Source organism: Pseudomonas sp. JH-2 (assembly GCF_036231725.1).
Classification (GTDB): Bacteria; Pseudomonadota; Gammaproteobacteria; order Pseudomonadales; family Pseudomonadaceae; genus Pseudomonas; species Pseudomonas delhiensis.
The window spans coordinates 1-20,956 of record NZ_JAZAQP010000077.1 but is presented as its reverse complement, the minus strand read 5'-3'; the positions used below and the strand labels follow the sequence as shown (position 1 = coordinate 20,956).

General features: G+C 67.5%; 17 protein-coding genes and 1 pseudogene. All 18 read left to right on the top strand.

Features of this window, described 5'->3' with window-relative positions:
* Nucleotides 1-1,270 precede the first annotated feature (1,270 nt).
* Entirely contained in the window at nucleotides 1,271-2,371 is a 1,101-nt protein-coding gene (locus tag VV867_RS29630; RefSeq protein WP_109933509.1) for a WD40/YVTN/BNR-like repeat-containing protein, read from the top strand.
* Nucleotides 2,372-2,385: 14 nt separating this feature from the next.
* On the top strand, nucleotides 2,386-4,767 hold the full coding sequence (locus tag VV867_RS29625; protein WP_109933508.1) for an efflux RND transporter permease subunit: 2,382 nt from the start codon (nucleotides 2,386-2,388) through the stop codon (nucleotides 4,765-4,767).
* 493 nt (nucleotides 4,768-5,260) lie between these two features.
* Entirely contained in the window at nucleotides 5,261-7,384 is a 2,124-nt protein-coding gene (flhA, locus tag VV867_RS29620; protein ID WP_109933507.1) for a flagellar biosynthesis protein FlhA, read from the top strand.
* 11 nt (nucleotides 7,385-7,395) lie between these two features.
* Nucleotides 7,396-8,700, top strand: coding sequence for a flagellar biosynthesis protein FlhF (flhF, locus tag VV867_RS29615; RefSeq protein ID WP_109933506.1), 1,305 nt, complete (start codon nucleotides 7,396-7,398; stop codon nucleotides 8,698-8,700).
* Between the two features lie 127 nt (nucleotides 8,701-8,827).
* The gene (fleN, locus tag VV867_RS29610; RefSeq protein ID WP_370311049.1) at nucleotides 8,828-9,679 is read left to right on the top strand and encodes a flagellar synthesis regulator FleN; all 852 of its coding nucleotides are present in this window, start codon (nucleotides 8,828-8,830) and stop codon (nucleotides 9,677-9,679) included.
* Complete coding sequence (gene fliA / locus VV867_RS29605) at nucleotides 9,676-10,419, top strand: RNA polymerase sigma factor FliA (RefSeq protein WP_109933504.1); 744 nt, start codon at nucleotides 9,676-9,678, stop codon at nucleotides 10,417-10,419. Before fleN ends, fliA begins: the two co-directional genes overlap by 4 nt.
* 249 nt (nucleotides 10,420-10,668) lie before the next feature.
* Nucleotides 10,669-11,043, top strand: a complete 375-nt coding sequence (locus tag VV867_RS29600) for a chemotaxis response regulator CheY (RefSeq protein WP_009621098.1) — start codon at nucleotides 10,669-10,671, stop codon at nucleotides 11,041-11,043.
* 19 nt (nucleotides 11,044-11,062) lie between these two features.
* The gene (locus VV867_RS29595; protein ID WP_328568312.1) at nucleotides 11,063-11,851 is read left to right on the top strand and encodes a protein phosphatase CheZ; all 789 of its coding nucleotides are present in this window, start codon (nucleotides 11,063-11,065) and stop codon (nucleotides 11,849-11,851) included.
* 30 nt (nucleotides 11,852-11,881) lie between these two features.
* On the top strand, nucleotides 11,882-14,128 hold the full coding sequence (locus tag VV867_RS29590; protein ID WP_328568311.1) for a chemotaxis protein CheA: 2,247 nt from the start codon (nucleotides 11,882-11,884) through the stop codon (nucleotides 14,126-14,128).
* A 52-nt stretch (nucleotides 14,129-14,180) separates the two neighbouring features.
* The gene (locus tag VV867_RS29585) at nucleotides 14,181-15,275 is read left to right on the top strand and encodes a protein-glutamate methylesterase/protein-glutamine glutaminase (protein WP_328568310.1); all 1,095 of its coding nucleotides are present in this window, start codon (nucleotides 14,181-14,183) and stop codon (nucleotides 15,273-15,275) included.
* A complete protein-coding gene (locus VV867_RS29580) occupies nucleotides 15,275-16,015 on the top strand; it encodes a flagellar motor protein (RefSeq protein WP_275627243.1) in 741 nt (246 codons plus the stop codon). Before VV867_RS29585 ends, VV867_RS29580 begins: the two co-directional genes overlap by 1 nt.
* Before the next feature lie 13 nt (nucleotides 16,016-16,028).
* Entirely contained in the window at nucleotides 16,029-16,913 is an 885-nt protein-coding gene (gene motD / locus VV867_RS29575; protein WP_275627242.1) for a flagellar motor protein MotD, read from the top strand.
* 46 nt (nucleotides 16,914-16,959) lie between these two features.
* Nucleotides 16,960-17,748, top strand: coding sequence for a ParA family protein (locus tag VV867_RS29570; protein ID WP_109933500.1), 789 nt, complete (start codon nucleotides 16,960-16,962; stop codon nucleotides 17,746-17,748).
* A gap of 83 nt (nucleotides 17,749-17,831) precedes the next feature.
* Nucleotides 17,832-18,707 carry a CheW domain-containing protein gene (locus VV867_RS29565; protein ID WP_328568309.1) on the top strand — a complete coding sequence of 292 codons (876 nt, stop codon included), beginning with the start codon at nucleotides 17,832-17,834 and terminating at the stop codon, nucleotides 18,705-18,707.
* A 74-nt stretch (nucleotides 18,708-18,781) separates the two neighbouring features.
* Nucleotides 18,782-19,261, top strand: a complete 480-nt coding sequence (locus VV867_RS29560; protein ID WP_089392712.1) for a chemotaxis protein CheW — start codon at nucleotides 18,782-18,784, stop codon at nucleotides 19,259-19,261.
* Between the two features lies 1 nt (nucleotide 19,262).
* Nucleotides 19,263-19,673, top strand: a complete 411-nt coding sequence (locus VV867_RS29555) for a DUF2802 domain-containing protein (RefSeq protein WP_328568308.1) — start codon at nucleotides 19,263-19,265, stop codon at nucleotides 19,671-19,673.
* Between the two features lie 112 nt (nucleotides 19,674-19,785).
* Nucleotides 19,786-20,283: a hypothetical protein gene (locus VV867_RS29550; protein WP_109933497.1), complete on the top strand. Its 498-nt coding sequence runs from the start codon at nucleotides 19,786-19,788 to the stop codon at nucleotides 20,281-20,283.
* 368 nt (nucleotides 20,284-20,651) lie between these two features.
* Nucleotides 20,652-20,956: pseudogene (locus VV867_RS29545) on the top strand (hypothetical protein); the annotation flags it as partial.

Genomic DNA, 20,956 nt, shown 5'->3' with positions numbered 1-20,956 from the left:
CAGGCAGCCGGAATGACCATGGGAAAACCGTTACCCATGTGTCCCGACAAGCGTTACCTATGTGTCCCGGCAGAACACTTCGCTCAACCCATCCTGCGCCACCCCTTCCAACGTAGGGCGCATAACGCCTACGGCGTTATCCGCCAATTGTCCCGGGCACCGGTGTTCCGGCCGGCGGCGGATAACCGCGAACGGTTATTCGCCCTACGCTCGGGCACGGCCGTAGGAGCGGACTTTGTCCGCGATAGTCGGAGACTCCCGCGCGGATCGCGGATGAGATCCGCTCCTACGCCGCCCCACCCGCGCCATTCCCCTGTAGGAGCGCGCCCTGCGCGCGAAATCGCGGGCAGGGCCCGCTCCTACAATTCCAGGGAAGCACGGCCGTAGGAGCGGACTTCGTCCGCGATAGCCGGAGATTCCGGCGCGGATCGCGGATGAGATCCGCTCCTACGCCGCCCCACCCGCGCCATTCCCCTGTAGGAGCGCGCCCTGCGCGCGAAATCGCGGGCAGGGCCCGCTCCTACAATTCCAGGGAAGCACGGCCGTAGGAGCGGACTTCGTCCGCGATAGCCGGAGATTCCGGCGCGGATCGCGGATGAGATCCGCTCCTACGCCGCCCCACCCGCGCCATTCCCCTGTAGGAGCGCGCCCTGCGCGCGAAATCGCGGGCAGGGCCCGCTCCTACAATTCCAGGGAAGCACGGTCATAGGAGCGGACTTTGTCCGCGATAGCCGGAGATTCCCGCGCGGATCGCGGATGAGATCCGTTCCTATGCCGCCCCACCCGCGCCATTCCCCTGTAGGAGCGCGCCCTGCGCGCGAAATCGCGGGCAGGGCGCGCTCCTACAATTCCAGGGAAGCACGGTCGTAGGAGCGGACTTTGTCCGCGATAGCCGGAGATTCCCGCGCGGATCGCGGATGAGATCCGTTCCTATGCCGCCCCACCCGCGCCATTCCCCTGTAGGAGCGCGCCCTGCGCGCGAAATCGCGGGCAGGGCCCGCTCCTGCACATATCCGCACCGCAGGTTCCCGAGTGTTTCCCCAGACGCATCCAGGTACCCGCAAATACCCGGAGTGTTACCGTCGGTATCTTTTTTCGTGTCCGCTGGAAGCCGCGTGGCGACTGGGCTGCAGCTTTCCCTAGTCCTTTTGGATGAGTCCCGCTGCGCTTAACAAAAGATAACGTGCCTTTAATTGTCAGGCTGCAGAAAGGCTGGCATATAACGACCACTCCCTATCCGCCTGCAATAAAAACAAAGAGGTAAGGCTATATGCGTGAGCATCTGCGGCACGCCACCGGCGAGCTGTCCGTGCGTTCGTCCGGGCCCTCGGTTTCCGCTTCCCCGTCCCCCCTGCGCAAATCGCTTTCGCTGCTCGGCGCGTTCTCGCTGCTGTGGCTGGCGGCCGTTCCGCTGCACGCCAGCGCGACGGATGCGCCGGCCAGCGACACCGATGGCTATGCCATCGCCTCGGCCAAGGCCCCCAGCAGCCTGCTGCTGAGCGTCAGCCACGCCGGCAAGCGTCTGGTGGCGGTAGGCGATCGCGGGCACATCCTCTATTCCGACGACAACGGCAAGCGCTGGGTCCAGGCCAAGGTGCCCACCCGCCAGCTGCTGACCGCGGTGTTCTTCGTCAACGACAAGAAGGGCTGGGCGGTCGGCCACGACGCGCAGATCCTCGTCAGCGAGGACGCCGGCGCCACCTGGACGCGCCAGTTCGAGGACCTCAAGCGCGAGGCGCCGCTGCTGGACGTGTGGTTCCAGGACGAGAGCCACGGCCTGGCCGTGGGCGCCTACGGCGCCATGCTGGAAACCCACGACGGCGGCAAGAACTGGGAAGACGTCAGCGAGCGCCTGGACAACGAGGACCAGTTCCACCTCAACGGCATCGCCGCGGTGAAGGATTCCGGCCTGCTGGTGGTGGGCGAATCCGGCAGCCTGTTCCGCTCGAAGGACTGGGGCCAGACCTGGGAGAAACTGCAGGGCCCCTACGAGGGCTCGCTGTTCGGCGCCGTCGGCACCGCCCAGGCCGGCACCGTGCTGATCTACGGCCTGCGTGGGCACCTGTTCCGCTCCACCGACTTCGGCGACACCTGGGAACAGGTGGCGCTGCCCATCGCCGGTGACGGCACCCTGGAGTTCGGCCTGGCCGAAGGCTCGCTGCTGCCCGACGGCAGCATCGCCGTGGTCGGCAACAGCGGCAGCGTACTGGTGAGCAAGGACGACGGCCGCACCTTCAACATCTTCAACCGGCCCGACCGCCTGGCGCTGGCCGGGGTCGGCGCCGCCGGCGACGGCAACCTGGTGCTGGTCGGCCAGGGCGGCATCCACCTGGCTTCGGCGACCGGCGCCGAGCTGACAGAACAACAATGAGCCGGGGAAGCCCCATGAACGCAGTCAATTCGCATCACCAGGACAAGGCGACCCTGCTCGAGCGCCTGATCTTCAACAACCGCCCGATCGTGATCTTCATCTGCCTGCTGGTGACCCTGTTCCTCGCCTTCCAGGCGACCCAGGTGCGGCCGTCCACCAGCTTCGAGAAGATGATCCCGCTCAAGCACCCGTTCATCCAGAACATGCTGAGCCACATCAACGACCTGTCCAACCTGGGCAACACCGTGCGCATCTCGGTGGAGGCGGTGAACGGCGACATCTTCACCAAGGAGTACATGGACACCCTGCGGCAGATCCATGACGAGGTGTTCTACATCCCCGGCGTCGACCGTTCCGGCCTGAAGTCGCTGTGGAGCCCCAGCGTGCGCTGGACCGAGGTGACCGAGGAAGGCTTCGCCGGCGGCGAGGTCATCCCGCAGACCTACGACGGTTCGGCCAAGGCCCTGGAGAAGCTGCGCGACAACGTGCTCAAGTCCGGGCAGATCGGCCGCCTGGTGGCGAACAACTTCAAGTCCAGCATCGTCGACGTGCCGCTGCTGGAGGTCTACCCCGACGCCAAGGACCAGAGCAAGCTGCTGAAGCTGGACTACCGGCAGTTCTCCCATGAGCTGGAAGAGAAGATCCGCGACAAGTACCAGGCGCAGAACCCCAACGTGAAGATCCACATCGTCGGCTTCGCCAAGAAGGTCGGCGACCTGATCGACGGCCTGGTGATGGTGGTCGGCTTCTTCGGCATCTGCTTCGTCATTACCCTGGTGCTGCTGCTGTGGTTCACCAAGTGCGTGCGCTCGACCATCGCCGTGCTGTCCACCACCCTGGTGGCGGTGATCTGGCAGCTCGGCCTGCTGCACAGCATCGGCTTCGGGCTGGACCCGTACTCGATGCTGGTGCCGTTCCTGATCTTCGCCATCGGCATCTCCCACGGGGTGCAGAAGATCAACGGTATCGCCCTGCAGTCCAGTGACGCGGAAACCCCGCTGCTGGCCGCGCGGCGCACCTTCCGCCAGCTGTTCCTGCCGGGCATGATCGCCATCCTGGCCGACGCCGTGGGCTTCATCACCCTGCTGGTGATCGACATCGGGGTGATCCGCGAGCTGGCCATCGGCGCCTCCATCGGCGTGGCGGTGATCGTCTTCACCAACCTGATCCTGCTGCCGGTGGCGATCTCCTACATCGGCATCAGCAAGCGCGCGGTGGAACGCAGCAAGAAGGACGCGGTGCGCGAGCATCCGTTCTGGCGCCTGCTGTCCAACTTCGCCAGTTCCAAGGTGGCGCCCATCTCCATCCTGATCGCCCTGGTGATGTTCGCCGGCGGCCTCTGGCAGGGTCATCACCTGAAGATCGGCGACCTCGACCAGGGCGCCCCGGAGCTGCGCCCGGACTCGCGCTACAACCAGGACAACGACTTCATCATCCGCAACTACTCCACCAGCTCCGACGTGCTGGTGGTGATGGTCGAGTCGGCGGCCGAGGGTTGCTCCGCGCACCAGACGCTGCAGGCCATCGACGAGCTGTCGTGGAAGCTGGAGAACACCGAGGGCGTGCAGTCGGCCATCTCCCTGGTCACCGTGTCCAAGCAGGTGATCAAGGGCATGAACGAGGGCAACCTGAAGTGGGAGACCCTGTCGCGCAACAAGGACGTGCTGAACAATTCCATCAGCCGCGCCGACGGCCTGTACAACAGCAGCTGCTCGCTGGCGCCCCTGCTGGTGTTCCTCAACGACCACAAGGCCGAGACCCTCGACCGCGCCGTGCATGCCGTGCAGGAGTTCGCCGCCGAGCACGAGAAGGATGACCTGAAGTTCAAGCTGGCCGCGGGCAACGCCGGCATCGAGGCGGCCACCAACGAGGTGATCAAGCAGTCCGAGCTGATCATCCTGGTGCTGGTCTACATCTGCGTGGCGGTCATGTGCATGATCACCTTCCGCTCCTTCGCCGCGACCCTCTGCATCGTCCTGCCGCTGATCCTCACCTCGGTGCTGGGCAACGCGCTGATGGCCACCCTCGGCATCGGCGTCAAGGTGGCGACGCTGCCGGTGATCGCGCTCGGCGTGGGCATCGGCGTGGACTACGGGATCTACATCTACACCCGCCTGGAGTCCTTCCTGCGCCAGGGCCTGTCGCTGCAGGAGGCCTACTACGAGACTCTGAAGTCCACCGGCAAGGCCGTGCTGTTCACCGGCCTGTGCCTGGCCATCGGCGTGGCCACCTGGATCTTCTCGGCCATCAAGTTCCAGGCCGACATGGGCCTGATGCTGACCTTCATGCTGCTGTGGAACATGTTCGGCGCGCTCTGGCTGCTGCCGGCCCTGGCCCGCTTCCTGATCAACCCGGAGAAGGTACGGGCGAAGAAGGCCTCGATCCTGGTCCACTGATCCTGGCGTGACCCAGAAAACCGCGGCTCCGGCCGCGGTTTTTTTTTGCTTGCCGGGGCGACGAACCCATCACCCCGGCTACCCGGAAGTGTAGGAGCGGGCCCTGCCCGCGAATCGCGCGCAGGGCGCGCTCCTACAAGGAAGCGCTGCGCTTCACCGTCAGCATTTTGCCTGCGCTGTAGGAGCGAGCTTGCTCGTGAACGGCGTAGGTGTTGGGCTCAAGAGCCCCCTCTCCCGCAAGCGGGAGAGGGGGCTGTCCTGAGCGGCCGGAAAATCCGCAGCCATCCTGATACTCCTGGCTACGTCGCTACTCCCACCGTAGGGCGAATAACCGTTCGCGGTTATCCGCCGTTAGCCTTGGCCGCCCCCCGGGATTTCGTCGGAAATCCGCGCCACACCTGGCTCCGAGAAAGTTGGAACGCTTCCTGCAGATACCCTTGCGCCGGCACCGTCGGCGTCAAAAGTTTGTTGTACCAGGGTAGGGGAGTTCGGGGTGGATCGTACGCAATTGATCGGAACAGTGCGCAGCAACCTGGCCGGCCTGGGCCGCGGCAACCTGGGTGTGCCGCTGCTGCTGCTGGCGATGCTGGGCATGATGACCCTGCCGATCCCGCCGTTCCTGCTGGACGTGCTGTTCACCTTCAACATCGCCCTGTCCATCGTCGTCCTGCTGGTCTGCGTGTACGCCCTGCGCCCGCTGGACTTCGCCGTGTTCCCGACCATCCTGCTGGTCGCCACCCTGCTGCGCCTGGCGCTGAACGTCGCCTCCACCCGCGTGGTGCTGCTCCACGGCCACGATGGCCACGCCGCCGCCGGCAAGGTGATCCAGGCCTTCGGCGAGGTGGTGATCGGCGGCAACTACGTGGTCGGCATCGTGGTCTTCGCGATCCTCATGATCATCAACTTCGTGGTGGTCACCAAGGGCGCCGGGCGTATCTCCGAAGTGAGCGCGCGTTTCACCCTGGACGCCATGCCCGGCAAGCAGATGGCCATCGACGCCGACCTCAACGCCGGCCTCATCGAGCAGGCCGAGGCCAAGAAGCGCCGCGCCGAGGTGGCCCAGGAGGCCGACTTCTACGGCTCCATGGACGGTGCCAGCAAGTTCGTTCGCGGCGATGCCGTCGCCGGCCTGCTGATCCTCTTCATCAACCTGATCGGTGGCGTCGCCATCGGCGTGATCCAGCATTCCATGTCCTTCGGCGACGCCGGCAAGGTCTACGCCCTGCTGACCATCGGCGACGGCCTGGTGGCGCAGCTGCCGTCGCTGCTGCTGTCCACCGCGGCGGCGATCATGGTGACCCGCGTCTCCAGTTCCGAGGACATGGGCCAGCAGGTCAACCGGCAGATGTTCGCCTCGCCCAAGGCCCTGGCCATCTCCGCCGCCATCCTCATCGCCATGGGCCTGGTCCCGGGCATGCCCCACGTCTCCTTCATCGGCCTCGGCTCGGTGGCCGCCGGCGGCGCCTGGCTGATCGTCCAGCGCCAGCGCAAGGCGGCCCAGGCCGAGGTCCAGGAAACCCAGCGCCAGCAGGAGCTGCTGCCGGCCCAGCGCGCCCAGGAAACCAAGGAGCTGGGCTGGGACGACGTGACCCCGGTGGACATGGTCGGCCTGGAGGTCGGCTACCGGCTGATCCCGCTGGTGGACCGCAACCAGGGCGGCCAGCTGCTGGCGCGGATCAAGGGCGTGCGCAAGAAGCTGTCCCAGGACATGGGCTTCCTGATGCCCTCGGTACACATCCGCGACAACCTCGACCTGCTGCCCAACGCCTATCGCTTGACGCTCATGGGCGTCAGCGTGGCGGAAGCGGAGATCTACCCGGACCGCGAGCTGGCGATCAACCCCGGCCAGGTCTTCGGCACCCTCAACGGCATCGCCGGCAAGGACCCGGCCTTCGGCCTGGAAGCCGTGTGGATCGAGCCCGGCCAGCGCGACCAGGCGCAGTCCCTGGGCTACACCGTGGTGGACGCCAGCACCGTGGTCGCCACCCACCTCAACCAGGTGCTGCACAAGCATGCCCACGAGCTGCTCGGCCACGAGGAAGTCCAGCAGCTGCTGCAGCTGCTGGCCAAGACCTCGCCGAAGCTGGCGGAAGAACTGGTTCCGGGGCTGATTTCCCTGTCCACCCTGCTCAAGGTCCTGCAGAACCTGCTGCAGGAGCAGGTGCCGGTGCGCGACATCCGCACCATCGCCGAGGCCATCGCCAACGTTGCCGCCAAGAGTCAAGATCCCGCCGCCATGGTGGCCGCGGTACGGGTGGCGCTGAGCCGCGCAATCGTCCAAGGCATTGTGGGACTAGAGCCGGAGCTGCCTGTGATCACCCTCGAGCCCAGGTTGGAACAGATCTTGCTGAACAGCATGCAGAAGGCCGGGCAAGGTTCGGAAGACGGCATTCTGCTGGAGCCGGGCATGGCGGAAAAACTGCAGCGCTCGCTGGTCGAGACCGCACAGCGCCAGGAAATGCTCGGCAAGCCGGCGATCCTGCTGGTGGCCGGGCCGATCCGCGCGATGATGTCGCGTTTCGCGCGGATGGCGGTGCCGAGCATGAGCGTGCTGGCCTACCAGGAAATTCCGGATAACAAGCAAGTCACCATCGTCGCCACCGTTGGACAGAACTGAAGGACAGCGCCATGCAGGTTAAACGCTTCTTCGCCGCCGATATGCGTCAGGCCATGAAACTGGTCCGTGACGAGCTGGGCGCGGATGCCGCCATCATCGGCAACCGCCGGGTCGCCGGCGGTGTCGAGCTGACCGCGGCGCTGGACTACCAGCCGCCGGCAGCGGCCAGCAAGCCGAACCCGGCGCTGGAGGCCGAGCTGCGCCAGACCCAGCAGCGCATCGCCCAGGCCCGCGCCGAGCTGGACAGCCCGGTGCGCGCCGCCGCCACCGCGCGCAAGGACCGTCAATTGTACGGCGCCGAGCCGGCCAAACGCCCGAGCCTGGCCGAGGCCATGGCCGCCCCGGCGCCCGCCGCCGCGCCGGCCGCCGTCAGCCAGCAGGCACTGGACGCCATGCGCTTCGAACTCAACGGCCTGCGCGAGCTGCTCGAAGTGCAGCTGGGCTCCATCGCCTGGAGCCAGCTGCAGCACCAGCGCCCGAAACAGGCCGGCCTGTGGCGCCGCCTGCAGCGCATGGGCATGCCGGCGGACCTGGGCCGCCAACTGCTCGAGCGCGTGGCCTCGATCGCCGACCCCAAGCAGGCCTGGCGCATGCTCCTGGCCCACCTGGCGCGCTCGATCCGCACCCCCGACGCCGACCTGCTGGAGCAGGGCGGGGTGATCGCCCTGGTCGGCCCGGCCGGCATGGGCAAGACCACCACCCTGGCCAAGCTGGCGGCGCGCTACGTCCTCAAGTACGGTGCGCACAACCTGGCGCTGGTCAGCATGGACAGCTTCCGCCTGGGCGCCCAGGAGCAGATCAAGTCCCTGGGCCGCATCCTCAACGTGCCGGTGACCCTGGTCGACCCCGGCCAGTCGCTGCTGCAGGCCATGGCGCCGCTGGCGGGCAAGCGCCTGGTGCTGATCGACACCGCCGGCCTGCCGGCCAGCGACCCGGCGCTGCGCATGCAGCTCGAGGCCCTGGCGGCGCAGAGCCTGAACGTGAAGAATTACCTGGTGCTGGCCGCGACCAGCCAGAGCCAGGTGCTCAAGGCCGCCTGGCACGCCTATCGCAGCTGCGGCCTGGCCGGTTGCATACTGACCAAGCTGGACGAGGCGGGCAGCCTGGGCGAGGCCCTGGCGCTGGTGATAGCACAACGCATGCCGGTTGCCTATCTGGCGGACGGGCCGCGAATTCCGGATGATCTGCAGGTGGCGCGCGCGCACCAGCTGGTCAGCCGCGCGGTCAGCCTGCAGGCTCCCGAGGAGCCATGCGAGGACACCATGGCCGGCATGTTCGCCGGCCTCTATCAGCAGCCGGCGCGACACGTCGGCTGACGGATTCCAGGGGCGCCCCCGCACGCGGGGGCGCCAGGCGGATACGGATGCTCGAGCAGATCCGTAAGCGCTGGTGGCGGGAGAGCACCGCGACCGGCAGACCCAGGCGCCCACCGCGCCGGGGACGATGAAGAGACAAGGTAAGACTATGGGTATGCATCCCGTTCAGGTAATCGCGGTCACCGGTGGCAAGGGTGGCGTCGGCAAGACCAACGTCTCGGTGAACCTAGCGATGGCGCTGGCCGACCTCGGCCGCCGCGTCATGCTGCTGGACGCCGACCTCGGCCTGGCCAACGTCGACGTGCTGCTGGGGCTCTCGCCCAAGCGCACCCTGGCCGACGTCATCGAAGGCGAATGCGACCTGCGTGACGTGATCCTCCAGGGCCCCGGCGGCATCCGCATCGTCCCGGCGGCCTCGGGCACGCAGAGCATGGTGCAGCTCTCGCCCATGCAGCACGCCGGGCTGATCCAGGCCTTCAGCGACATCAGCGAGAACATCGACGTGCTGCTGGTGGACACTGCCGCCGGCATCGGCGATTCGGTGGTCAGCTTCGTCCGCGCGGCCCAGGAAGTGCTGCTGGTGGTCTGCGACGAACCGACCTCGATCACCGATGCCTACGCACTGATCAAGCTGCTGAACCGCGACTACGGCATGACGCGCTTCCGCGTGCTGGCGAACATGGCGCACAGCCCGCAGGAAGGGCGCAACCTGTTCGCCAAGCTGACCAAGGTCACCGACCGCTTCCTCGACGTGGCCCTGCAGTACGTCGGCGCCATCCCCTACGACGAGTCGGTGCGCAAGGCCGTGCAGAAGCAGCGCTCGGTGTATGAAGCCTTCCCGCGCAGCAAGGCCTCGCTGGCCTTCCGCGCCATCGCCCAGAAAGTCGACAGCTGGCCGCTGCCGGCCAACCCGCGCGGGCACCTGGAGTTCTTCGTCGAGCGCCTGGTGCAGCATCCGACCACGGGTTCGACCGTATGATGAGCGGCTCCGGAGCGCTTATGTACAGCAAGACGCAGGCGCGCAATACCCAGGAAGAACTGATCCAGCGCTATGCGCCGCTGGTCAAGCGTATCGCCTACCACCTGCTGGGCCGGCTGCCGGCCAGCGTGCAGGTGGAGGACCTGATGCAGGCCGGGATGATCGGCCTGCTCGAGGCGGCGAAGAAGTACGACCAGGGCAAGGGAGCCAGTTTCGAGACCTACGCCGGCATCCGCATCCGCGGAGCCATGCTCGACGAGGTGCGCAAGGGCGACTGGGCGCCGCGTTCGGTGCACCGCAACACCCGCCTGGTCAGCGACGCGATCCGCACCATCGAGGCGCGAACCGGACGCGACGCTAAAGATCAGGAAGTCGCTGCCGAACTCAATATGAGCCTCGACGATTACTACGCGATCTTAAGCGACACCCAGGGCAGCCGCCTTTACAGTTTCGACGACCTGCTGCAGGAAGGCGCCCAGGGCCCGGCGGAAGACACCACGCACCTGGACAACGAGCCCTCCCACGGCCTGGAGGACGAGCGTTTCCAGCAGGCGCTGGCCGACGCCATCACCAAGCTGCCCGAGCGCGAGCGCCTGGTGCTGGCGCTGTACTACGACGAGGAGCTGAACCTCAAGGAGATCGGCGAGGTGCTCGGGGTGAGCGAGTCGCGGGTCAGCCAGCTGCACAGCCAGTGCGCCGCGCGCCTGCGGGCCCGGCTGTCGGAGTGGCGTGCGCACTGATCGACCGGTGGACACAAGGAAGTAACGGAATTTTCCGGCGGGGCGTATAGAATCCCGTCGGCGCGATAGGTGCTGGCCCTTCGCCATGAAGGCCGGCGAGCGTGCGGGGAGGGGACGGCAGGCGCCGGCAGCCCGCTCCGCCGCGGACAAGCAACACGGCAGGCGCCGCCAGGGCGCCCGCCCAAGGGTATTCAAGGCGCGCCCGCCACGGCGCGCCGGGACTGGACGGAGGCAGGTTTGGACAAGAACATGAAAATTCTCATCGTGGACGACTTCTCCACGATGAGGCGCATCATCAAGAACCTCCTGCGCGACCTGGGGTTCACCAACACCGCGGAAGCCGATGACGGCACCACCGCGCTGCCGATGCTGCACAGCGGCAACTTCGACTTCCTCGTCACCGACTGGAACATGCCCGGCATGACCGGCATCGACCTGCTGCGCGCGGTACGCGCCGACGAGCGCCTGAAGCATCTGCCGGTGCTGATGGTCACCGCCGAGGCCAAGCGCGACCAGATCATCGAAGCGGCCCAGGCCGGGGTCAACGGCTACGTGGTCAAGCCTTTCACCGCCCAGGTGCTGAAAGAGAAGATCGAGAAGATATTCGAGCGGGTCGGCGGCTGAAGCCGACCAAGAGGGCGTCATGGATCTCGTCAACGAATCCAAGGGGGGCGACTTCGAGTCGACCCTGAAGAAACACGCGCGCGAATTGGTCGAGAGCCTGGAGCGCGGCGAAGTGCAGCAGGCCGTGCAGCTCATTCAGGAGCTCAACCAGGCCCGTGACCGCGGCCTCTACCAGGAGGTCGGCAAGCTCACCCGCGAGCTGCACAACGCCATCGTCAATTTCCAGATCGACCCGCGCTCGCGCCACGCCGAGGAAATGTCGCAGATCGCCGACGCCACCGACCGCCTGTCGTACGTGGTGCAGATGACCGAGAAGGCGGCCAACCGCACCATGGACCTGGTGGAAGAGTGCACGCCGCTGGTCGGCCACATCGAGGGCGAGGCCAAGGAGCTGCAGGAACAGTGGTCGCGCTTCATGCGCCGCGAACTGGGCCCGGAGGCCTTCCGCGAGCTGGCCAAGCGCGTCGAGGCTTTCCTCTACAGCAGCGCCCAGGACAGCCGCAAGCTCTCCGCGCACCTGAACGACATCCTGCTGGCGCAGGACTTCCAGGACCTCACCGGGCAGGTGATCAAGCGCGTCACCCGGCTGGTCACCGAGGTGGAGAGCAACCTGGTCAAGCTGGTCTGGATGGCCGGGCAGGTGGACCGCTACGCCGGTATCGAGCACGACCACGAGGACATGCGCGACGCCGTGGAAAAAGAAAGATCGTCCAAGGGTGAAGGTCCGCAGATCGCTGCCGATAAGAGAATGGACGTCGTATCCGGTCAGGACGATGTCGATGACCTGTTGTCCAGCCTTGGTTTTTGAGGTGTGTGAACACACCGTGGGGAGCACCGAATGAGCTTCGACGCCGATGACGAGATCCTCCAGGACTTTCTGGTGGAGGCCGGCGAGATTCTCGAGCAACTGTCCGAGCAACTGGTCGAGCTGGAAAGCCGGCCGGACGACATGGACCTGCTCAATGCCATTTTCCGTGGTTTCCACACCGTCAAGGGCGGCGCCGGCTTCCTCCAGCTGAACGCCCTGGTGGAATGCTGCCACGTGGCGGAGAACGTCTTCGACATCCTGCGCAAGGGCGAACGCCGCGTCACCTCCGAGCTGATGGACGTGGTCCTGCAGGCGCTGGACACGGTCAACGTCATGTTCGCCCAGGTCCGCGACCAGGAAGAGCCGACCCCCGCGACCCCCGAGTTGCTCGCCGCGCTGTCGCGCCTGGCCGAGCCGGGCGACGACGAGGCCGTGGAAGCTGTCCCCCAGGAAACTGCCGCACCGGCGCCGGAACCCGCTGCCGAGCCGGCCGCCTATGGCGACATCACCGACGCCGAGTTCGAGAAGCTGCTCGACGCCCTGCAGCCGGGCGACCAGGCGCCGCAGGCCGAACAGCCTCCGCAGGCCGGGGCGGCGGGCGCCGGCGACGATATCACCGACGACGAATTCGAGGCCCTGCTCGACCAGTTGCATGGCAAGGGCCAGTTCAGCGGCGCCAGCAGCGTACCGGAAGCGCCGGCCGCCGCCGCGCCTGCCCCGGCCGAAGCGCCGGCCGCTGGCGACGAGATCACCGACGACGAGTTCGAGGCGCTGCTCGACCAGCTGCACGGCAAGGGCAAGTTCGGTGGCGCCCAGGAAGCCGCGGAACCGCTGGCTGCCGCGCCGGCGGCCCCGGCCCAGGCCGGCGATGACAACATCACCGACGACGAATTCGAGGCGCTGCTGGACCAACTGCACGGCAAGGGCAAGTTCAGCACCGACGCCGCAGCCGCCACGCCGGCCGCGGACGCCGCCCCCGCGCCGGCCAAGGCCGCCGGGCCGGCCGCCGTGGCCAAGCCCAAGCCCGCGCCCAAGCCGGCCGCCAAACCCGCGGACAGCCCGCGCCCGGCCGCCGCCCCCGCGCCGGCCCACGAGAAGAGCGCCAGCGAAGCGGAGACCACGGTGCGCGTGGACACCGCGCGCCTGGACGAGATCATGAACATGGTCGGCGAGCTGGTGCTGGTGCGTAACCGCCTGGTGCGCCTGGGCAGCAACAGCGGCGACGAGGCCATGGCCAAGGCCGTGGCCAACCTCGACGTGGTCACCGCCGACCTGCAGATGTCGGTGATGAAGACGCGCATGCAGCCGATCAAGAAGGTCTTCGGACGCTTCCCGCGGCTGGTGCGCGACCTGGCGCGCAACCTGAAGAAAGAGATCAACCTCGAGCTGGTGGGCGAGGAGACCGACCTGGACAAGAACCTGGTCGAGGCCCTGGCCGACCCGCTGGTGCACCTGGTGCGCAACGCCGTGGACCACGGCATCGAGTCGCCCGAGGAGCGCGAGGCCGCCGGCAAGGCGCGCGGCGGCCGGGTGGTGCTGTCCGCCGAGCAGGAGGGCGACCACATCCTGCTGTCGATCTCCGACGACGGCAAGGGCATGGACCCGGACATCCTCCGCGCCAAGGCGGTGGAGAAGGGCCTGCTGGACAAGGACGCCGCCGAGCGCCTGAGCGAGTCGGACTGCTACAACCTGATCTTCGCCCCGGGCTTCTCGACCAAGACCGAGATTTCCGACGTGTCCGGCCGCGGCGTCGGCATGGACGTGGTGAAGACCAAGATTTCCCAGCTCAACGGCATCATCAACATCTACTCGGCCAAGGGCCAGGGCTCGAAGATCGTCATCAAGGTGCCGCTGACCCTGGCGATCATGCCGACGCTGATGGTGATGCTCGGCGACCAGGCCTTCGCCTTCCCGCTGGTCAACGTCAACGAGATCTTCCACCTGGACCTGTCGCGCACCAACGTGGTCGACGGCCAGGAAGTGGTGATCGTCCGCGACAAGGCACTGCCGCTGTTCTACCTCAAGCGCTGGCTGGTGCCGGGCGCGCAGTGCGACGAATCCAGCGAGGGCCACGTGGTGATCATCTCGGTGGGCACCCAGCGCATCGGTTTCGTGGTCGACCAGCTGGTAGGCCAGGAAGAGGTGGTGATCAAGCCCCTGGGCAAGATGCTCCAGGGCACCCCCGGCATGGCCGGGGCGACCATCACCGGCGACGGGCGCATCGCCCTGATCCTCGATGTGCCGAGCATGCTCAAGCGCTACGCGCGGCGTATCTGACCCGGCGCGCGGGGACGCCCGCGCGCCCGCAAGGCTTCAATCAGGAGTGTTTATGGCTGTCAAAGTCCTGGTAGTGGACGATTCGGGATTCTTCCGCCGCCGCGTCTCGGAGATCCTCTCCGCCGACCCGCAGATTCAGGTGGTCGGCACGGCCACCAACGGCCGCGAGGCGATCGAGCAGGCGCTGGCGCTCAAGCCCGACGTCATCACCATGGACTACGAGATGCCGCTGATGGACGGCATCACCGCGGTGCGCAACATCATGCAGCGCTGCCCGACGCCGGTCCTGATGTTCTCCTCGCTGACCCACGAAGGCGCCCGCGTCACCCTCGACGCCCTGGACGCCGGCGCGGTGGACTACCTGCCGAAGAACTTCGAGGACATCTCGCGCACCCCCGAGAAGGTGCGCCAGCTGCTCTGCGAGAAGGTCCACAGCATCGCCCGCGCCAACCGCCGCTATGCGTCCTTCCTGAGTTCCCCCGGCAGCGGCGCCAGTACCCCGGCGCCGGCCAGCGCCGCGCCGCGCGCCTCGGCGCAGCCAGCCCCTGCCACAGCCCCGGCGGCCTCCGCCGCGCCAAAGCGTAAGCCCTACCGGCTGGTCGCCATCGGTACTTCCACCGGTGGGCCGGTAGCCTTGCAGCGGGTGCTGACCCAGCTGCCGGCCAATTTCCCCGCGCCCCTGGTGCTGATCCAGCACATGCCGGCGGCCTTCACCAAGGCCTTTGCCGAGCGCCTGGACAAGCTCTGCAAGATCAGCGTCAAGGAAGCCGAGGACGGCGACCACCTGCGCCCCGGCCTGGCCCTGCTGGCGCCCGGCGGCAAGCAGATGATGATCGACTCGCGCGGGGTGGTGCGCATCCTCCCCGGCGACGAGCGCCTGAACTACAAGCCCTGCGTCGACGTCACCTTCGGCTCGGCGTCCAAGGCCTACGGCGACAAGGTCCTGGCGGTGGTCCTCACCGGCATGGGCGCCGACGGCCGCGAGGGCGCGCGCATGCTCAAGCAGAGCGGCAGCCAGGTGTGGGCCCAGGACGAGGCCAGCTGCGTGATCTACGGCATGCCCATGGCCATCGCCAAGGCCGGCCTGGCCGACGCCGTGTACAGCCTCGACGACATCGGCCGGCACCTCTCCGAGGCCTGTGGCTGATGGATGTACTGAGCCTCGTCGGCCTGATCCTCGCGCTGGTCGCCATCATCGGCGGCAACTTCCTCGAGGGCGGGCACATCAGCGCCCTGGCCAACGGCCCGGCGGCGCTCATCGTGGTCGGCGGCACCCTGGCCGCGGCCCTGGTGCAGACCCCGGTGCTGGTGCTCAAGCGCGCCCTGAGCCTGCTGCGCTGGATCGTCCTGCCGCCGAAGATCGACCTGGCCGGCGGCATCAACCGCGTGGTGGGCTGGAGCATGACCGCGCGCAAGGAAGGCCTGCTGGGCCTGGAGACCGTCGCCGACGCCGAGCGCGACCCCTACGCGCGCAAGGGCCTGCAGCTGCTGGTGGACGGCGTGGAGCCCGAAGCCATCCGCAGCATCCTCGAAGTCGACCTGTTCAACCAGGAAGGCCGCGACCTGCAGGCCGCCAAGGTGTTCGAGGCCATGGGCGGCTACGCGCCGACCATCGGCATCATCGGCGCGGTCATGGGCCTGATCCACGTGATGGGCAACCTGGCCGACCCCAGCCAACTGGGCAACGGCATCGCCGTGGCCTTCGTCGCCACCATCTACGGCGTGGGCATGGCCAACCTGCTGCTGCTGCCGGTGGGCAACAAGCTCAAGAGCCTGGTGCTGCGCCAGTCCAGCTACCGGGAAATGCTCATGGAAGGCCTGCTGTCCATCGCCGAGGGCGAGAACCCGCGCTCCATCGAACTGAAGCTGCAAGGCTTCGTCGGCTGAGGGGCGCTGCGCCATGGCCCGCCGCCCGCCCCGCGAGGAGCACGAGAACCACGAACGCTGGCTGGTGTCCTACGCGGACTTCATCACCCTGCTGTTCGCCTTCTTCGTGGTGATGTACTCCATCTCCTCGATCAACGAGGGCAAGTACAAGATCCTCTCCGAGACCCTCACCGGCGTGTTCAACCAGCCGGACCGCTCGATCAAGCCGATCCCGGTGGGCGACGACCGCCCGCGCACCACCCAGCAGCCCAACGACGCCATGCAGCAGGGCGGCGACGACAACGTCGACGGCGACCCGCTGACGCAGATAGCCGATGCCGTGCGCGCGCAGTTCGGCGACCTGATCGGCAGCGACCAGTTGAGCGTGCGCGGCAACGAGCTGTGGATCGAGATCACCCTCAATTCCAGCCTGCTGTTCCCCAGCGGCGACGCCATGCCGGCGGATGCCGCCTTCGGCATCGTCGAGAAGGTCGCCGGGATTCTGGCGCCCTACCAGAACCCCATCCACGTCGAGGGCTTCACCGACAACGTCCCCATTCACAACGCCCAGTACCCCACCAACTGGGAGTTGTCGGCGGCGCGGGCGGCGAGCATAGTCCGCCTGCTGGCCCAGGACGGCGTTTCCCCCTCGCGCATGGCGGCGGTGGGCTACGGCGAGTTCCAGCCGGTGGCGGACAACGCCAGCGCCGAGGGCCGCGCGCGCAACCGCCGGGTGGTGCTGGTGATCTCCCGCAACCTGGAAGTGCGCCGCAGCGTCAGCGGCGTGGGCAGCGCCAAGGCGCAGCCGGATGGCGCCCTGCGGCAGGCTGGCACGCAACCTGCACCGGTGGCTGCCAGTGATGCGCCTGCGGCCGGCAGCGTCAATTCCCCGCCGCCGGCGCCGGCTCCTGGAAGCTGAGAACGATGAAAGACATGAACCGAGCACACGGACCGGGGAGAGCAGCATGAAAGTCTGGGCGGTAGCCAACCAGAAGGGTGGCGTCGGCAAGACCACCTCGTCCATCGCCCTGGCCGGCCTGCTGGCCGACGCCGGCAAGCGCGTGGTGGTGGTCGACCTCGACCCCCACGGCTCCATGACCAGCTACTTCGGGCACGACCCGGACACCCTGGAGCACAGCGTCTTCGACCTGTTCCAGCACCAGGGCGCGGTGCCCGAGGGGTTGCCGCAGCAACTGCTGCTGCCCACCAGCCACGAGAAGATCGCCCTGCTGCCGTCGAGCACCGCCCTGGCCACCCTGGAGCGCCAGTCGCCCGGGCAGAACGGCCTGGGCCTGGTGATCTCCAAGGCCCTGGCGCAGCTGTGGCAGGACTTCGACCACGCCATCATCGACAGCCCGCCGCTGCTGGGCGTGCTGATGGTCAACGCCATGGCCGCCAGCCAGCACCTGGTGATCCCGGTGCAGACCGAGTTCCTGGCGCTGAAGGGCCTGGAACGCATGGTCAACACCCTCAACATGGTCAACCGCTCGCGGCGCCAGGCGCTGCCCTTCACCATAGTGCCGACGCTGTTCGACCGTCGGACCCAGGCCTCCATCGGTGCCCTGCGCATGCTGCGCGATACCTACCCGGACACCCTGTGGCCGGCGTTCATCCCGATCGACACCCGCCTGCGCGACGCCAGCCGCCACGGCGTGGTGCCCTCGCGCCACGACGCCAACAGCCGCGGGGTCATCGCCTACCGCGCACTGCTCAAGCACCTGCTCGGCCAGGTGCCGGCGAGCCAGGTGGCCTGAGCGATGTTTTTCCGACGGGTGCCTTCAAGTCTGGGCCCGGTCCGGCCGATAGGCTGGGTGAACCCTTTGCGCGGATTTTCTGCATGAGCCGTTCCGCTACCGCCACACGCCCCCAGCTCGCGCTGCAGTCCTACCTGGACGCGCTGCTGCAGGAGGCTACATTCGACGATTTCGAGGCCCAGGCACCGGCCCCTGCGCCGGCCGCTCCGGTGCTGACTGCGGTGCCTGCGCTGGTGGCGCCGGTCGCCGAGCTCGAGCCCTCCAGCAGCGTCAGCCTCGACGAGTTCGAGGCCGCGGTGCTCGAGGAGCAGGTGCGCGATGCGCGCCTGGTCGCGCGCGCCACTGCGCCGGTGACCGAGGCGCCACCGCCCGTCGAGCCGCCGGTGACCGAGGCCGCAGCGCCGGAGGAAGCCGCCGACGAGGTGATCGACCTGCACCGCCCGGGCAGCGCGCAGATGCCCCCGGCGCCGCTGGCGCTGCTCGACGACGGCCGCCCGGTGTGGGCCGCCGAGCCCTTCGAGTGCCTGCTGTTCGACGTCGCCGGGCTGACCCTGGCCGTGCCGCTGGTATGCCTGGGCTCCATCTATCCGCTGGCCGGCAAGGAGCTGACGCCGCTGTTCGGCCAGCCGGACTGGTTCCTCGGCATCCTGCCCAGCCAGTCGGGCAACCTGAAGGTGCTGGACACCGCGCGCTGGGTGATGCCCGAGCGCTACCGCGACGACTACCGCGAAGGCCTGCAGTACGTGATTTCCGTGCAGGGCTACGAATGGGGCCTGGCGGTGCACCAGGTCAGCCGCTCCGTGCGCCTGGATCCGTCCGAGGTGAAATGGCGCAGCCAGCGCCAGCAACGCCCGTGGCTGGCCGGCACGGTGATCGAACAGATGTGCGCGTTGCTCGACGTCTCGGCCCTGGCCGGGCTGATCGACAGCGGCGCGCTCCGCAGCCAGGCCCGCCGCTGACGGGCCGGCGAGGCAATTGAACGACAACCGCTGCGCTACCCTTGGGGCGTGGCCGAACACGAGAGGCTAGGGATATGAACAAGACGTCTGCGCAAGGTGCCGAAGATCCGATTCTGCAGTGGGTCACCTTCCGCCTGGACAACGAGACCTACGGCATCAACGTGATGCAGGTCCAGGAAGTGCTGCGCTACACCGAGATCGCCCCGGTGCCGGGTGCGCCCAGCTACGTGCTGGGGATCATCAACCTGCGCGGCAACGTGGTCACCGTGATCGACACCCGCCAGCGCTTCGGCCTGGACTCGGCGTCGGTCTCGGACAACACCCGCATCGTCATCATCGAGGCGGACAAGCAGGTGGTGGGCATCCTGGTCGACAGCGTCGCCGAGGTGGTCTACCTGCGCCAGTCCGAGATCGAGACCGCGCCCAACGTCGGCAACGACGAGTCGGCCAAGTTCATCCAGGGCGTGTGCAACAAGAACGGCGAGCTGCTGATCCTGGTCGAGCTGGACAAGATGATGACCGAGGAAGAGTGGTCGGAGCTGGAGAGCATCTGAGGTGCTCGAACTCGTCGTCCTGCTCGCCGTCGTCTGCCTCGGGCTGATCGGCTTCTGCGCCTGGCTGTTGCAGGGGCAGCGCCGCCTGGCCGCGCAGCTGGCAGAGCAGGCCGCGCGCCACGCCACCCAGGAACAGCGCCTGAAGGAGCTGGCCAAGCGCAGCGAGGCCTACCAGCGTGTCAACGTGCGCATGGGCGAGGAACTGGGCGAGTTGCGCAAGCAACTGGCCAACCTGCCCGAGCGCCTGGCGCGCCTGGAACAGCGCGACCCCACCAGCCTGTCCTTCAGCCAGGCCGCGCGCCTGGCCGGGATGGGCGCCTCGGCCTCCGACCTGGCCCAGGCCTGCGGGTTGTCCCAGGCCGAGGCGGAGCTGATCACCCGCCTGCACAGCGGCCACAAGCCCCAGGACTGAAGCCCGGCCGCCCCTCGGTATACCCTTAGGGCCTTTTCGGATTTGTCCGATCTTTTTCCTCGAAGCACGCCTATAGAGTGGTTCGCGTCGCTTTTTTCTCGAGGAAACCGCCATGTTGCCGCTATCGCGCCGCACCCTGGTCTTCTGCCCGCATCCCGGTTGCCTGCAGCAGTACGGCATCCTGCTGAACCGCCTGGAGGTCTACCACCTGAGCCTGTGCGTGAACCTGGCCGAGGTTGACCAGGCGCTGGCTGGTGGGGAGCACTACAACCTGTTCATCTACGACAAGTTCAGCCTTTGCGAGGACGACCTCGCGACCCTCCTGCACCTGAGCCGCAACCCGGGCATCCAGCAGTTCCTGCTGGTCGGCAGCTTCAGCGAGGCGCAGCGCCGCGAACTGCTGGACTGGGCCTGGCGCCAGCACGTGCCGCTGCTGCAGGTGCTGGAACGGCCCTTCAGCCTGGGCCAGCTGCGCTCGGCCGTCGCCAGCATTGTCGATTATTCCGAAGCCGAGCAGGGAAGCTTCCCGGGAGCCCATCCGCTGCTTCCCAGCGAAGCCCTGCCACCCAGGCCGGCCACCGGCATGCCGGAGTGGCCTGCGCGCAGCTAGCAGGAGCGCGGAACGACCTTGCTCGTCCCGGAATCCCTGGCGCCTGGGGGTTGACGGGGCGCTGGGCGAGGAGGGCGGGAGAGAGGGAAAATGCCTCGTATAGTGGTTAATTGCTGCTATTTTTCGGCAAAAGTGGCGACTTGACAGTGAGGGACGAGGGTAGTTTCTTTCGCCCTTTCACAGGGCAATGGAGTTGGCGCAGGATGCCGGAAATGGATTTCGTTCGCCCAGGCGGCAGGGTTGCCGTCGTCCTTCGCATCGTCCCCGTTGCCCATTGCGGAACCCCTTGGCAGTTGCAGCCAGGCGCGGCCGCGAGTCTCCGGCAGCCGGATGCGCCAGTCGCATCCCCTGGCAGGGGGTGAGCCGCCATGTACGAAGCCGCTCGCCTGCACGATGAAATCGCCCACAGCAATGCACTCACCGGCTTCCTGGTCGGGGCGGTGCTGGGGATTGCCCTGGTGGCCGCGGCCACCGTCTTCTTTCCCTTCACAGGCGGCCTCGCTGCCTGTCTGCTGGCCGGGCTGATGACAGGAGGGGCTGCCGTCATGGGCGGTTGGCTCGCCTCACTCGGGGAAAGCGTCGGCCGGCTGTTCAGCTCGCCGCCGCGCGCAAGGGCGACAAGCTCACCTGCGGCGCCAAGATCGATGGCGGTTCCTCCGACGTCTTCATCGGC